Source organism: Kitasatospora sp. NPDC038210, from assembly GCF_055600605.1.
The window spans coordinates 22,274-36,752 of sequence record NZ_JBVJYK010000045.1 but is presented as its reverse complement, the minus strand read 5'-3'; the positions used below and the strand labels follow the sequence as shown (position 1 = coordinate 36,752).

The 14,479-nt window shown below is 70.4% G+C and carries 15 protein-coding genes; 3 read left to right on the top strand and 12 right to left on the bottom strand.

Annotation, left to right across the window (positions count from 1 at the left end; genetic code table 11):
* Positions 1-60 precede the first annotated feature (60 nt).
* From ACZ7KX_RS40740 to ACZ7KX_RS40690, 11 genes are all read right to left on the bottom strand, one after another.
* Positions 61-657: a toll/interleukin-1 receptor domain-containing protein gene (locus ACZ7KX_RS40740; protein WP_470330998.1), complete on the bottom strand. Its 597-nt coding sequence runs from the start codon at positions 655-657 to the stop codon at positions 61-63.
* A 300-nt stretch (positions 658-957) separates the two neighbouring features.
* A complete protein-coding gene (locus ACZ7KX_RS40735) occupies positions 958-1,341 on the bottom strand; it encodes a hypothetical protein (RefSeq protein ID WP_470330997.1) in 384 nt (127 codons plus the stop codon).
* A gap of 212 nt (positions 1,342-1,553) precedes the next feature.
* The gene (locus tag ACZ7KX_RS40730; RefSeq protein WP_470330996.1) at positions 1,554-1,952 is read right to left on the bottom strand and encodes a hypothetical protein; all 399 of its coding nucleotides are present in this window, start codon (positions 1,950-1,952) and stop codon (positions 1,554-1,556) included.
* 87 nt (positions 1,953-2,039) lie between these two features.
* Positions 2,040-3,782, bottom strand: a complete 1,743-nt coding sequence (locus tag ACZ7KX_RS40725; RefSeq protein WP_470330995.1) for a relaxase/mobilization nuclease domain-containing protein — start codon at positions 3,780-3,782, stop codon at positions 2,040-2,042.
* Entirely contained in the window at positions 3,779-4,111 is a 333-nt protein-coding gene (locus tag ACZ7KX_RS40720) for a MobC family plasmid mobilization relaxosome protein (protein ID WP_470330994.1), read from the bottom strand. The genes ACZ7KX_RS40725 and ACZ7KX_RS40720 overlap by 4 nt, the downstream gene beginning before the upstream one ends.
* A gap of 257 nt (positions 4,112-4,368) precedes the next feature.
* On the bottom strand, positions 4,369-4,593 hold the full coding sequence (locus tag ACZ7KX_RS40715; protein WP_470330993.1) for a hypothetical protein: 225 nt from the start codon (positions 4,591-4,593) through the stop codon (positions 4,369-4,371).
* Positions 4,594-4,676: 83 nt separating this feature from the next.
* Positions 4,677-5,786 (bottom strand): DUF2637 domain-containing protein, encoded by a 1,110-nt coding sequence (locus ACZ7KX_RS40710; protein ID WP_470330992.1) that lies wholly within the window; start codon positions 5,784-5,786, stop codon positions 4,677-4,679.
* Complete coding sequence (locus ACZ7KX_RS40705; RefSeq protein ID WP_470330991.1) at positions 5,783-6,349, bottom strand: WhiB family transcriptional regulator; 567 nt, start codon at positions 6,347-6,349, stop codon at positions 5,783-5,785. Before ACZ7KX_RS40705 ends, ACZ7KX_RS40710 begins: the two co-directional genes overlap by 4 nt.
* A 109-nt stretch (positions 6,350-6,458) precedes the next feature.
* Positions 6,459-7,166: an ATP-binding protein gene (locus ACZ7KX_RS40700; RefSeq protein ID WP_470330990.1), complete on the bottom strand. Its 708-nt coding sequence runs from the start codon at positions 7,164-7,166 to the stop codon at positions 6,459-6,461.
* Positions 7,166-8,203 (bottom strand): hypothetical protein, encoded by a 1,038-nt coding sequence (locus ACZ7KX_RS40695; protein WP_470330989.1) that lies wholly within the window; start codon positions 8,201-8,203, stop codon positions 7,166-7,168. The genes ACZ7KX_RS40700 and ACZ7KX_RS40695 overlap by 1 nt, the downstream gene beginning before the upstream one ends.
* A gap of 1 nt (position 8,204) precedes the next feature.
* On the bottom strand, positions 8,205-8,450 hold the full coding sequence (locus ACZ7KX_RS40690) for a transcriptional regulator (RefSeq protein ID WP_470330988.1): 246 nt from the start codon (positions 8,448-8,450) through the stop codon (positions 8,205-8,207).
* 888 nt (positions 8,451-9,338) lie between these two features.
* Here ACZ7KX_RS40690 and ACZ7KX_RS40685 point away from each other — a divergent pair.
* From ACZ7KX_RS40685 to ACZ7KX_RS40675, 3 genes are all read left to right on the top strand, one after another.
* Complete coding sequence (locus ACZ7KX_RS40685) at positions 9,339-10,286, top strand: quinone oxidoreductase family protein (RefSeq protein WP_470330987.1); 948 nt, start codon at positions 9,339-9,341, stop codon at positions 10,284-10,286.
* 102 nt (positions 10,287-10,388) lie between these two features.
* On the top strand, positions 10,389-11,243 hold the full coding sequence (locus tag ACZ7KX_RS40680; RefSeq protein ID WP_470330986.1) for an IclR family transcriptional regulator: 855 nt from the start codon (positions 10,389-10,391) through the stop codon (positions 11,241-11,243).
* Positions 11,244-11,414: 171 nt separating this feature from the next.
* Positions 11,415-13,205, top strand: a complete 1,791-nt coding sequence (locus tag ACZ7KX_RS40675; RefSeq protein ID WP_470330985.1) for a prolyl oligopeptidase family serine peptidase — start codon at positions 11,415-11,417, stop codon at positions 13,203-13,205.
* Here the strand turns inward: ACZ7KX_RS40675 and ACZ7KX_RS40670 are convergent.
* Positions 13,183-14,457: a helix-turn-helix transcriptional regulator gene (locus tag ACZ7KX_RS40670; protein ID WP_470330984.1), complete on the bottom strand. Its 1,275-nt coding sequence runs from the start codon at positions 14,455-14,457 to the stop codon at positions 13,183-13,185. The genes ACZ7KX_RS40675 and ACZ7KX_RS40670 overlap by 23 nt on opposite strands.
* Positions 14,458-14,479: the final 22 nt, after the last annotated feature.

Sequence of the window (14,479 nt, the reverse complement as noted above, 5' to 3'; positions counted from 1 at the left end):
GAACATCACCCGAACCCCGGCCAGCACGCCAGTACGGCCAACGTTCACACGTACGAGCGATCACGAAACAAGAGAAACGGGACTTAACGTCCACTCAGTGCAGCGCACCCCGGCGTATTGGTCTCCGCGGTCGTAGTCGGTCGCACCCCACTGTTCGAGCTTGGCTGGCGGAGCGCCGCAGTTGGGGCAGACCACGTAGACGCCGGCTCCGTGAAAGGACACGGCCTCGATGGTCGCCTCGTCCAGGAGCTGTTGGACGCCCTGAAGGAATCCGGTGGTGTCGACGCCCAAGATCTTGTTGACGGCGGTCTGGTCGTCGTCCTCGGTCACGGAGACCCAGTACAGGGAACGGAGAAGCGCCGGGAGTGGCGTGTCGTCCAGGCAGACCGGGATGATCCTGAGCCCGTCTTCCAGCCGCCGGATGATCGCAGTCTCCAGCTCGGACTTGACCCACTCCGACTTGCTGGCGTGCTCAGACCAGCAGACCAGCACGGTGTCGACCGTGTCCAAGGCGACTCCGACTTTGCCAGGAATGGAGTCGCCGGGCCTCAGTTCCCACTCATCGAGCCAGATGTCCACGCCGCCCAACCGCAGCTTCGTGGCGAAGGAGCGAACTGCAGGCTTGTCCTTATGGTTATGGGAAACGAACGCGCGCACTGCTGCTCCTTGTCTCATCCCAAAGACCTAGCACCAGGTTATCGTCAAGATGACGTTATCGCATCCCCCTCAGGCACCCCAACTCGCAGGGTGCACAAGGTGCCGTCGAGGGCTCGCAGTTGCCAGAAGGCAGAGAGGGCGCACCCGAAGGTGCGCCCTCTCTGCCGCTGTGACTCGGCACGCTACTTGTCGCCAACGGTGGCACTCGACGTGCGGTTCTCTGGTCAGGTCAGCACGACAACCGTCGCTGAATCAGCAAGGTATCTGACGGCTCGTGAGCGATCGCTACCTCTGTGACGGCTATCGCGGTCGGCCGGCGAGCACGAAGGCGCGGTACTCGTCCTGTGTCATCCCCTGATTCACCCAGCGGTCACGAACGGCTCCGGTCCGGTGCTCCGCAAGGGTCAGGGCATCGTGGACCCCCGTTGCGGTGGCGATCTCCAGACCAAACTCGTCGTCCTCGTTCTCGGGGTCCAGCGGTGGGAACTCGACGAGGTCGCAGAAGTTTTCGCTCCCGACGTCCGCCAATATGTGGAGAACGACCTTGAACTGGGAGCCGGTCGGAACGACCTCGACCCAGCGGACGCCGGGAGCATGAGCATCACCAGCGGAGCCGAGGAACTGTTCGACCGATCGACCGCGGGTCAGGGCACCAACAGTGAAGGACTCGGCTAGGTAGCGCACCTGGGCAGCCTAGAGGTCGAGGGAGACAGCGCGCCTCGGTGGGGCTGTAGGCGGGGACGACAGATCCAGTGCTGACCCGACAGTTAGCGTGCTGAGTCACAGCCGCCTTGCTGGACCGCAAGCGCTCACCTCGCCAAGTACAGCGCTCACCCACCAACTAGAACGCTCAGTCACAAGGCATCCGATGGTTGCATCGGATGCAACACCGCTCGTTAGTCCAAGTAGATGCCGGCGAAGGTACCGTCGAAGCCCAGGGCCACCCGCGCGGCGTCGGTGTCGGGGTGGTGGGTCCAGGTCGGGTTGGCGATCATCGCGTCGAAGTCCTTGCGGGTGATCTCCGGCTCCAGCCACTCGTTCCCACAGCGGCACCGCACCCAGACGCTGCGGCGGTGGTTGAGCAGCAGCCAGTCGCGGCGGGCCCGGCAGGCGGAGCACGTCACCGGCATGCCGCGCAGCGCGAGTTCAGCCGGGTGCAGCAGACCGCGGACGGCCTCCGGACCGCTGGGGGTCTGGGTCTCGTACTCCAGCTGCAGGAGCGGGTCGGAGCCGGCCGGGACCGGGGTGGTGATCGGGGCCGGGGCGGTGTTGGTGTGCTCGGTGGTTCTGGTCACGGGCTCTCCGTTCGTGGTGCTCGGGCACTTGCGTAACACCTGGTGGAAGCAGGTGTCGAGGGGTTCCCGGAAGGCTGGGCTGCCGGTTCAGCGGCGCGGTGCCGGGCGGCGCGGGTCGGTCGCGGGCTGGGCCGGTGCCGGCTGCGCGGTGCGCGCCTGTGCTGCTCCGGTCCGTGTCTGGGTGCCGGGGGACGCGCGGGTGCGGGGGTGCTCGGGGTTGGCGGGCAGGTCGGCGAGGCGGCGGATGCGCCAGACGATGACGTCGGCGGTGTTGCGGGCGGTTTCCAACTCCCGCCGGTCGACGGCCTTCTCCAGGAGGGCCTTGGGGTCGTGGCCGGCCTTCTCGGCTTCCGCGAGGACGGCGGCCAGGGCGTCGTGCTCGCGGACCGGGCTCTTCGGGGTGGCTGTGTCGCCGAGGACGGTGCGGATGGTGGTGTCGTGTCGGCGGCGTTCGCCCTCCGGGAGGGTGCGGCCGATCTCGCGCATGGTGCGCATGGGGGTGGCAGCGGCCTGCTGGTAGGCGGAGCGCAGGTGGTCGGCGGCTTGGCGGGAGGCTGCGGCCTGCTGGGCGTGGCCCCGGGCGGAGTGCCAGCGGGCGGCGGCCAGGGTGACCAGGACGAAGGTGGACAGGACCATGGCGGTGGCGCCGCCGTCCTCGCCCCGGCCGAGCGCGCTGCTGGCGTGGACGATTCCGCGGGCGGCCGAGCGCAAGGCGCGGATGTCGGCGTTCTCGGCGCGGACGTGGCTGCGGGTGGCGCGTTCGAAGGCGCGGGCGGCGTCCCGGAGTTCGGCGCGGGTGGCGGCCGGGGAGGTCTGGGCAAGGGCGTCAAGGATCTCTCCGGCGCCGACGAGGTGGGTGGCGGCTTCGTCGTCGTCCTGGTCGAGGGCGGCGACGGTGTGCTCGGCGATGCCAGCTGCGTCCCGGCGGTGGCGAGCGGGAGTGGAGCGGTTGGTGCGGGTGGAGCGGTTGTCGGGCTGCGGGGTGTCGGTGGTGGGTGCGGCGGAGAGGCGGTGGCGGATTTTGGGGAGGGAGAGGTCGGGGGCGAGGGTGCTACCGGCGAACCAGATGGGCTCCTTGTCCGCGTTGCGGTCGCCGGGCAGAGCGACGTTGTAGCCGTTGAGGTCACCGGAGGGCAGATGGCGAAGCTTCACCCGCAGGCCGGCCTCGCGCAGCCGGGTGAAGAACTCCTCCTCACTGGCGGCTCCGGCGACGGCCTGGCGGACGGCTTCGCGCAGGGTTTCGCGCGGGGTCTCGGTGCGGCCGGTGCGTTCGGCTTTGAAGCGCTCGGCGCTGGTGGGGTTCTTGGCGGCGGTGCCGTCGCCGGGGTTGAGCTGGCGCAGGCCGTACTCCTTCTCTATGAGGCGGGCTTCGGCCTGGGCCTTGCGCCGGTCGAAGAAGAGGTTGGCGAGTCGGCCGTCCTGGCGGACCAGGGTGGCGGCGATGTGGATGTGGTCGTCGGCGTGGCGGACGGCGACCCAGCGGCAGGCGGTGGTGTCGCCTTCGGGGGCGATGCCGGTGGCGTGGACGATGCGGCGGGCGATGTTCGCCCAGTCGTTGTCGTCGAGGTGGCGGTCGCCGGGGTCGGCGCGAACCGAGCAGTGCCAGATGGTGTCGGCGGGGGCGCGGTCTGCGATGGCTTTGACGGGCTGGTCGAGTTGGGCGGCGAGCTGGGCGATGGTGTGGTGGAGGTTGCGGCCGGGGTCGGGGGCGAAGTCGTTCCAGCTCGCCACGAGGTGCTGGTCGGTGTGTTCGTCGCGGCGGCCCGGTCCGTAGAGGTAGCGGATGAGGCCGTAGGTGCCGCCGGTGCCGGTGCGGATCTTGGGGATCACCGGCGGACCATCCAGGCGACGGCGTCGTCGACCGCTGCGATGGAGGCTTCGACGCGGTGCAGGAGCTGGCGGAGGTCGGCGGCGGGTTGGCCGCCGGCGTTGAGGAAGTGGGCCACCTGGTTGACGTTGTTGCCGATGGCGGCGAGCTGGCGGTTGGACTCCATGAGTTCCTGGATGCCGCGGCGGTAGTCGGCGATGGCGGCGCTCGGATCAGTGCTGGTGGCGGCGGCCAGGGTGGCGGCAGCGGAGAAGCCGCCGGGGGCGAGGTCGGCGTGGTCGGCGGCCTTCCGGACGGCGGCCCACTCGGGTTCGCTGAAACGCAGGCTCACGCAGGTGCGGCGCTGGGTGGCGTGGCGGGGGCGGCGGCGTCGGGAGGCGGCGCGCTCGGGCGAGGGCGCGGTCGGCTCCCCTGAGTCGACTCCCCGGTTGTCGGCAGGCCCCCCTGGGTCTGCCGACGACCGAGGTGCCCGTGCCCCCTTCGGGGCGCGGGCGGGGTAAGCATCGCTTACCCCACAACTTGCTCCGCCAGGAGCCTGATCACGGTCACGCTCCCGTCCCGCCGTGGTGCCGTCCGACCCGCTGGCGCTCACCGGCTGGCCTCGTTGTCGCGCTGGCGGATCTCACGGAGGAGGTCCTCGACGAAGTCGAGCGCGAGGACGGGGTGGTGGAGGGTCCAGGGGCGAGAGTACCGACCGCGCTGGACGCTGCGGGCACCGTCCGGGCTGGCTTCGACGCGGTGCAGGTGGCCGCGCTGGGTGAGGACGGCGAGCCAGGAGTCCGCCTCGGCCCAGGTGGCGGGGGTGGTGCGCATGGTGGGTGTCCTCGTTCGGTCGTGGTTGGGGTGAGTGACCGGCCGGGGTGACCGGGTCGGTCACCCCGGCGACAGGGTGTCGGTCAGGACCGAGCGGCGGTGACCGGCTGACCGTGCTGTTCGCGTAGCTGGGCCATCAGCTGGGTCAGGGTCGCGCTGGACAGTGGGATCTGCTGACCCCGGATCGCCTGGGCGACCACCCGGCGGGTCAGCTTGTCCTCCGCCTCGACCGCCTCGCGGGCGATGGCCAGCAGTTCCTCGGTGTCCAGGTCAGTTCGGCGGTCAGCGATCTCCCGGTCGGTGACCTGCGGGACGGTGACCGGCTGACCGGCTGCCTCGACGTGGCTGACCGGCGGTGCGGTGACCTGACCGACAACGGCCGGTCTGCAGGTAACCGGCTTGGCGGCACCGAGGTGACCGCCCAGGTCAGCGGGCTTGGCCAGGCTGACCGCGCTGACCGGGGTCAGCTGCGGCAGGTTCTCCGACGCGGTGACGGGACGGCTGACCGGCTGACCGACGCCTGGGCCACCATCCCGGTCAGCGGGCTCGGTCGGTCCGACCGCACTGGCCGGGGTCAGCCGCGCCGGGCTCTCCGACACGGTGACCGGGAGACTGACCGGTTGGCCTGCGCGGAGGTGACCGGTGCTGTCCCGACCGTTGGTCAGCGCACCGGGTCGCTCGGCCAGGTCAACCTCGGCGGCCACCTGACCGAGGTCGGCATCGGTCGCTCGGTCACCACGGCTGTCCGGGTCAGCCGGGTTGACCTGTCCGCGGGCGATGAGGATGTAGAGGTGAACGGCTCCGGCCAGAGCGAGCGGAGCGATGGTGGACAGCACAGCGACCACCGTGTCACCCAGCCGGAGGCCGCTGGCGGCGCTCTGCTGGTTCAGGCGGATCGCGTGCAGGGCGTTGGCCCACAGGCTCGCCCCGGTAGCCGCGCCGAAGAGCGTCCAGACGTAGATCCGGGCACGCAGCGGGGCGTCGCGCAGCACCAGGAGGGCGCGCACCCCGTAGGAGATGAACCCGTCGATCACGAGCGGGAACAGGTAGGTGAGGAAGCCTCGGACGTGGATGGCGACGGCCATCTGCTGGAGGGCGTCGTACGAGAGCGCGCACCCGGCGGCGCCGAGGACGATGACGACGGCCCGGTCCCAGCCGGTGACGTGGGCGGTGGTCTGCGTGGTGGTGCTCATGCGGCCGTCCCGAAGTCGTCGCGGCCGAGTTGGTCGGTAGCACCGGTGCCGGCCGTCACAGCGCGGGAGGCTTCCTCGGCGATCTGCCGGTGGCGGATCGCCCTGCGGGTCTCGCGGTAGAGCTTGTGGGCGTGCTCATCGGTGATCTTGAGGAGCCAGGCGAGTCGTTCGACCGGGACGCCTTGGCGGTACCCGGCGAGGACGACCGCTCGGCGCTCGGCCTTGGTGAGGTGAAGGTCCCGACCGGCCAGGGTGGCGTTGACCCGGCTGTAGTCGAGACGGTCGGCGATCTTGGCGTGCAGGGGCTCGCGCTCCTCCTCGGTGAGGCCGCCCCGGATGCCGTGGGTGTCGCCCGTCTCCATCGCGGCGTCCAGACAGGCGCGGGCGACCGGGCACTGAGCGCACAGCGCCTTGGCTACAGCGATCTTGCCGGCGTCCTCCGGTCCCGGGAAGAAGGCCTCCGGGTCGACGGGGTTGTACTCGGTCGGGTTACAGGCTGCCTGGTCCTGCCAGGTGTGGTCGCCGAGGCTGCGGTGGCGGGTAGGGGTGCTCGTGGTGGTCATTCGGGGTGTGCTCCGATCGCTCTCCGCGCGCGGCGGTGTCGGCGGAGAGGTGCGCTTGGTCGGTGAGGTGTGTGGACGGCTCGCCAGAGGCGGCCGGGCGCGGCGGCGGTCAGGCGGCGCGCTGGAGGCGTCTGCGGTCGACCGGCTCGAAGGAGACCCGGGTGGTCATCTGTGCGAGCCGGGAGGTGACGCGGTCACCGAGGCAGGTGCGGAGGTCCTTGATCGGCAGGTTGCTGGTGATCAGGGTCGGGAGCATGTGGTTGTAGCGTCGGTTGATCAGCCGGTAGGTCTGCTCTTCGACGAACTCGGAGCTCTTGGCGGCACCGAGGTCGTCGAGGATCAGCAGCGGCACCCGGCTGTAGGCGGCGAGGACCCGCTCGGCGTCGGTGTCGGAGCTGGGCCGCAGCTCCGCGTAGAGGTCGGCGGCGGTGGTCGCCCGCCAGCGCACGCCGATGCCGGCCTGCACCAGGGCGCAGACGGCGCCGTACGCCTCGTGGGTCTTGCCCGCGCCTACGACCCCGGCCATCAGCAGGCTCGGGCCGGTGGCGACCTGGCGGCGGGCGCGGAGGCTCGGGGCGACGGCCTGGGCGGCGACCTGCCGGACCCAGGCGAGGACCTGCGGGTGCTCGGCGACCGCATCGCGGTAGCGCGGCGGTATCCCGGCGGACAGCACGTCCTCCGGCAAGTACGGCTCCGCCTCGTCCGGGAGGGCGTCGACGGTGGCCTGCTGGATCCCCCGGGCGGCGAGGATCCGGGCCATCCGGTCGAGCACCGAGAGGCTGTCGGCGAGGGTCTGCGGGTCGCGGTGGGTGCGCATCACAGCTCCTCGGCGTAGGCGGCGACGGCGTCGACCGGGTTGGTCCACGCCTGGTGAGCGGGCACGGTAGGCCGGATTCCCGGCCGCGCCAAACCAGCGCCCTGTGCGTTCATGGCGTCGTTGACGAGGCTCGGCAGCCGGGACGGGTGGCCCTGGATCTCCGCGAACCGCCGCAGCCCGGACCGGACGTGCTCGGCCGCGATGCCTTCGTCCAGCAGGGTCTTGACGACCTTGCCGAGGTGGCCCAGCACGCTGCCCGGCGGGCGCTGGCTGCACGCGGCGACGTACTCGCCGATCAGCTGGTTGGCCGCGTCGGGCGCCTGGCGCCCCGTAGGGAAAGAAGATCCAGGATCCAAGATCCTAGATCCAGGCGCCGAAGGCTCCGGGAGGACTCGGCGACCCTTCGGGGAGGCTCCGCCGAATGCCGTCTGACCTGCAGGTTTTCTGGGTATCGGGGCCGGGTTGTGATCGGCCTCGACCTCCGGGGCCACTGCTTCGGCCGTGCCCTGAGCCATCCGCGCCGGCAATGTCGGGACGGGCTCCTGCAGCTGGTCGAGGACTGCCGAAGCGTTCGTCGAGGTTTCGGCGAACACTCGGGGAGCGCTCGCCGCATACTCGACTACACCTCCCGGGGCATCGGCGAGGGCGGCCTGCTGGATGCAGGGGCCCTTACAGACGCCGCACCGCTCAGGCTCGCAGTGCGGGCACGCGGGCAGCCGGGACAGGCTGGGCTTGTCGATCTTCTGGTGGTTGCGCCAGGTCGGGTAGTGGAAGTACTTCCGGCCGTCGCAGCCGGTGTACCGGCAGACCGCACCGACGGCGGCCAGCTGCTGCAGGTGGTCCTCGACGTCCGCCCGCCCGATCTCCTCGCGCATCGGCCAGATCAGGCCGTAGACGACCGCGGCGTTGTCGCGGTGGCGGCCGTGGTCGTCGGCATGGTTGGTCATGCCGAGGAAGGTGACCATCGCCGGGATGGACACCTCGGCCAGGGTCTCGGAGACCCAGGTCTCCGGCTTGACGCACCGTATGCGCGCCACGTCAGCGCCCCCAAGCAGTGGCGACCGTACGGACGGCGAGCTGCCCGTCGGCGAGGTCGAGGGTGTGCGGGCGCGACCAGTCGGCCTCCGGATGGGCCCGGACGACCCACCGGGCGACGACCCTCCTGGCGACGGGGTTCAATCGGACCGGGCGGCCGGCGGCGTCGGTCGCCCGGGCGTACGCGTGGGGCCACTGGGTCGCCGGGTCGGTGACCTCGACGGTGACTGTGGCGGCGCCCGGAATCATGTCCGCGAGCTTGGCGACCAGGCGTGGCCGTGGACCCGGACTCGGACTCGGACTCGGACTCGGACTCGGACAGGCGAGGGTTCCGCTGGTCATGGCAGGCATGCAATACTCCGTGCTTCGTAGGAGCGCGCGCGGCGGTCCTCGTGCGAAGAAGTCCCGCTGCGCGCGTGGTTGTGAACCGACGCCCTTCGGGGTGTCGGGCCCGGCGTCCAGGAGTTGGTAGCTCCAGGACGCCGGTCTCATTTCAGGGCTCGGGCAGCCAGTCCTTCGTGCTGCCCTCCCTGTCCGTCCGCCGGCGATCTCGCGGCGGGAGCAGCACCATAGAGCCACCCCTTCCACAAGATCCAGCCCGTTCCGAAGCAACGGGCGATGCAGTGAGGACGGCGAGCACCTCCTCACGGACGGTGATCGCGCGTTCCTGCGCACGAGCCCTGGGGCGCCTGCTCTCAGAATCACGAACCGGACCGGATTTCGCTGATCCTTCATTATGTGATTCCCCTTCACACGGGGCCCGGAAGCCCTCGAGGCGCGATGATGACATTAGGTAGACAGCCGGATATCGGTCAATTAATTCGAGCAATCTACGCGAGTAGAACAGTCTCCTTTTCAGAGACTGAGAAACGATCTTCCGGGTGACATGCGCAACGATCCCAAGGCGCGCCGACCTAGCCCAACAAGGCCACCGACCTCGACTCCTCACCGTGAGCGATCAATCGATTTCAGCAACCTAGAGTAACGTGACGGATACCACTCGCCATCAGCCGCCGCAGCCGCACCCCTATATGCACGGCCGAAGGCAGCATTCTCACGGCCGGTATATTCACTGACCGGGGGTTAGCGAGAACACCTCGCCCAAACGCAAGCAAGCAAGATTTAGGGTTGGACAAGATGCGTGCAATAGCCGTGCGGGAGTTCGGCGGCCCCGAGGTTCTGGAGCTGACCGAGATGCCCGAGCCGGGCGACCGCCCCGGACACCTTCGACTCCGCACCCGGCTGGCCGGTGTCAACTACGCCGACATCCACCTGCGCGAAGGCACCTACCCGGCCCCCATGCCAGCCCCGTTCATCCCTGGGAACGAAGTCCTGGGCAGCACCGAGGACGGACGCCGCTACGTCGCGCTTGGCCGCGGCGGCGGCTACGCCGAGACTGCGGTCGTCCACCGCAAGCTCGCCTTCGAGGTGCCGGACCGCGTGGCCGACCACGACGCCGTCGCCCTGACGCTCCAGGGCAACACCGCGTGGCACCTGCTCTTCACCGACCTGCGGGTGACCCCCGAGGACACCCTCCTAGTCCCGGCCGCCGCCGGCGGTGTCGGCTCCCTCGCTGTACAGCTCGCCAAGCACGCGGGTGCAAAGGTCGTCGCCATGGCCTCCAGCGAAGCCAAGCGTCGCACCGCCGTCGAGCTGGGTGCGGACGCCGTCGTCGACTCCTCGACCACGGAGGGCCTCACCGAGCGGATCCTCGACGCAGCGGGCGGCCCCGTCTCCGCCGCCCTGGAGATGACCGGCGGCGACGTCTTCCACGCCACCCTCGCCGCGCTCACGCCGCGCGGCAGGATGTCCGTCTTCGGCGCCGTCACCGGGGTCGACGGTCTCGTGCCCATCACCAGCCTGCTCGCCGGGTCCAAGGCCGTCAGTGGCTTCTGGCTCCCGAACCTCTACCCCTCGCGCACCCACCTCAAGGACTCGATGTCCGCGCTGTTCGCGGCGGTCGCGGACGGCTGGCTCAAGCCGCTCAACGGCCCGGTCTACAAGCTCGGACAGGCCCGCCAGGCCCACCACGACCTCGCTGCCCGCCTCACCGCGGGCAAGGTCGTCCTCGATGTCGACCGCTGATCAGCCGGCCGCCGCCCGCTTCGCGTACCCGCGCTTGACGGGTTGTCGCGGGAGGCAGTCCCTCGCATCGCCGAGCGGTGCGCCAACCCCCCGGAACCCTCAATGAAGATCACCACTACGTCGGCGACCGACACCGTGCCCGGGCAACGCCAGGACGCCACGCCGAACAAGCCACCCTCGTCGCTCGCGGCCCGCGCCTTTGCCGTCCAGCAGGCCTTCACCCGACTCCCTGGCGACGTGCACGCGCTCCGAACCATCGCGAACGCCGCCAGCCTCGACGATGCCACCACCCACCGCATCCTGCAGACCGGCGTCGGAGACGGCGTCTTCGAGCAGGTCGGCCGCGGCCGCTACCGCCTCGGCACCGGCACCGCCCGCGCCGGCGTCCAGGCCATGGCCCACTCGCCGGGATCCGCCTCGACCCACGGCATCCTCGAGCGCCTCCACCAGGCGACCGGCGGACTCGCCCTGCTCTACGTCCTCTCGCCCTTCGGCGGCGCGAAGAGGCTCTGCACGGACTACGTCATCGGCGACATGGACCCTGCCGAGGTCGGCATGTCCGCCGAAGATGTCGTCTCCGTATCGCGTTCCCTGCGCACCGGGGCCTCCGGGCGCGTCATCCTCGCCTACCTGCCCCAGCCCATCCAGGACCTCGTCCTCGCCGAGGAGATACCGCCCACCGCCGGCCCCGGCGTCATCCGCGACAACGATGCCCTTGCCGCGACCCTCGACGAGATCCGACGGCTCGGCTTCGGAATCGGCCGCCAGGAGTGTATGCCTGGCTGGGACTCCGTCGCCGCCCCGGTTCTGTGGCACGACTCCATCATGGGCGCGGTCCTGTTGCTCCGGCGATCCGCCGAAATGCCTGCCGACCTGCGCCCGTTGATCTACCACACCCTCAAGGCCGCCGAGAGCATCAGCGAGCTGACCACGACCCCGCTAGCCGCCGCCATGTGACCTTCAGGAACCGGACACGTCCCGACGCTGCCGCCTGCCATGAGCGGGCCGCAGTGCCGGGCCTCCGGAGCCGTCTCCGGTCCCGCCGGATCGGGGGCAAGGGCCGGGCGTCACGTACTGGCCAACATGCGGAGGTGGCGCTTACCTGTGTAATTCGGCAGGATCCCTCCCATGAGGTCTCAGGGCAGCAAGCTCTCGCCTGCGTGGGTCGCGCGGAAGGTCGTCGCCTACGACGAACTCCAGGCCGTGGCAGGCTCGCTGTGGTGGTTGCAGTCGGACCCCGACCACGGCGGAGTCCGGCGGGTGATGCACGAGGACCGGGCTGGCGCGACCGCCGCGGTGACGCCGTCCGACATCTCGGTCGGGAGTCAGCTCCATGCCTACGGTGGCGGCAGCTTCGCCGTGGCGGACGACGGCCTGTGGTTCGTCGGCGAGGACGGTTCCCTCTTCCATCAACCTCCCGCCTGCGCACCGAAGAGGATCGTGGCCGTCCGCGGCTCCGAACAGTACGGAGACCTCGCCTCGGGCTCTGGTGGCGTCGTCCTTGCAGTCCGCGGCGACGACGCAGCGGACGAGATCATCAGGGTGGCTCCGTCCGGGTCCGTACAGGTCCTGGTCCGTTCCTCCGACTTCCTCGCCTGCCCTCGACTCGCCGGGGAGACCCTGGCGTACCTGGAGTGGAACCGGGATCGGATGCCCTGGGACAGCACTCGCCTTCTGCTGTCCGATGCCCGTTCCGGTGTCCTCGGGCCGGGTCGCGTCGTAGCGGGCGGCCCCGTGGAGTCCGTGGTCCAGCCTTCCTGGGGACCGGACGGGTCGTTGTACTTCCTGTCCGACCGAACGGGCTGGTGGAACCTCTACCGGCTCAGGGACGACGCGGTGGAGGTCGTCGTACCCGTCGACGCCGACTGCGCGCCGGCGCCGTGGGAAGGCGGCTACCAGTCATACGGCTTCACCACCGACGGCACTGTCGTACTGACCCTCCTGGACGGGTTCTCCACCGAACTCGTGGCCGTCGACCCCGCAGGCGTCCGGCGCCGACTCGGCCCGAACCTCACCTCCGTGAAGCCCTACGTCGCCGTCGACGACGACCGAGTCGCCGTCATCGGCTCCACCCCGTTGTCCGCCCCCGGGTTGTGGTCGGTCTGCCTGGCGGCGGCAGAGGACGCCCCGGCTCGCAAGGTGGGCGCGGCACCCGAGCCGGCTTCACCCTGGACGCCCCACCCCCCGGAGGTCCGCACCGCGCCCGGTTCGGCCGGGCACGTGCGCTTCCTGCTCCACCGACCGCCGACAACAGCGATGCCGGTACCGCTCGTCGTACGGGCACACCCCGGTCCGACGGACGACGTTCCCCTGCGGCTGGACTGGACGACCCAGTTCTTCGTCAGCCACGGCTTCGCCGTCGCCGAGGTCCTCTACCGCGGCAGCACCGGTCGAGGCCGGGAGTTCCGCCAGGTGCTGCACGGTCATTGGGGCGAGTACGACGTCGAGGACTGCGCGGCGGTGGCCGAGCACCTGCGGTCGACCGGTGTAGTGCGACCCGACGCAATGTTCATCACCGGCGCCAGCGCCGGCGGGTACACAGCCCTTCAGGCAGCGAGCCGTCCCGGACCGTTCGCCGGCGCGACAGCCACATCGGCCATTATCGACCCGGCACGGTGGGAGCTGTCTGTGCCTCCGTTCCAGCGCTCCCACGCCGCCGTCCTGCGAGGTCCTGCCGGCGCGGCAACACCGGAAGGGGTCCGCTGCCCCGTACTGGTGATCCACGGGGCGGCCGACACGATCACGTCCGCCGAGGACGCCATGCGGTTCGCCCGGGAGTTGTCCGTTCTTGGCGACGAGCACGCCAGCCTGCTGCTGGACGACGGCGACCACTACCTGTCGTCACCGACTGCGCGGGAGCACGCCCTCCACGCTGAACTCGCCTTCTACAAGCGCGTCATGAGCCGCTCGATAGGATGAGAGCCATGCTGTCGGCTTCCGGGAGCACGGCGCGGGCGAACTCACGCAGCTCCCGGGCCGGAGCGTAGTCTGCGTGGGCCTGCACGTCGGCCAGGACTCCGGCCACCCGCTCGATGCACCGGCCTGATCCTGTCCTGGCAGCGTAGGCGACGGCGTCCCGGCCGGCCGCACACGCCCGGTCGAGGTCCCCGGTGCGCAGCCAGGTGGCGGCGAGCAGGGCGGCGTCGATCGCGCGCCGACGGACCCTGTCCTCGCCCACACCGCTGAGGGCCTCCACGAGTTGACTTCGCGCGGCCGGGGCGCGACCGAGATCGTGAAGGCAGTGGGCGACCTCGTCTGCAAGGTAGGCGTGGTTGAAGTAGCGGATCCAAGCCGGCTCGTCCTGGTGGTGGGCGGTGTCGAGCAGCTTCTCGGCCTGGATGATCAGCTCGGTCGCCTCGGTCTCCCTGTTCATCCTGGCGTTGGCGCGAGCGACGACGGCGGTGATGGCGGCCCGGGTCGCCGGGCTCACGGCAGTCCCCGCAGCGGCCTGCGCCGAAGCTGCCCAGCGAAGGGCGGTCTCCGGGTCGCCGCAGTGCAGAGCCAGGTGCCCGAGGTTCACCGCCACGAGGTAGGCGCTGTAGGCCCTGTCGTTGGTCACGGCCGTCAGGGTGAGGGCACGCTGGTAGTACGCCTGGGCCTGGTCGGGGTCGCCGGTGTCGACCGCCTGGTATCCGGCGAGCTCGCAGAATCCGGCTGTGAGCCTCGCGCGCCGGCGGGCCACCAGTTCGTCCGCGGCCGGGCGGCGGAGTAGGGCTTCGAGATCATTGTCGATGTAGGAGCTGACCTGCCGCCGGTACTGCCCCGCTCCGTGCGTGTGGTCAAGCTGACGGAACAGGCCAAGCATCCCCTCGGCGCTGCCGAGATCGACTTCGGTCACCGGCAGCGATGTCGCCGTCCCGTCGGTCTGGGCGGTGACGGACAGCCAGTCGGTCACCAAACCACCCACCAGCGCCAACGGCGAAGCCTCCACTCCGCCATCGCGAGCCGGCTGGTCACCTGCAGCCGAGCGCCCGGCCAGCAGGGAGCGCAACTCGGCCGCGGAGACCTTCAGCAGCCCGGCGAGTTTCGGCATCTGCCACGGTTGCGGCGTCGCCGTGCCCTTCTCCCAGCGATGGACCGTCGTTCGGTCGACGCCCATCAGGTCCGCCAACTGCTCCTGGGTGTAGCCGGCGGCCCTGCGCTGCACGGCGAGCGGTCCCCATCGCGTCATCGCGCTCCCCCCAAGAGTTCCT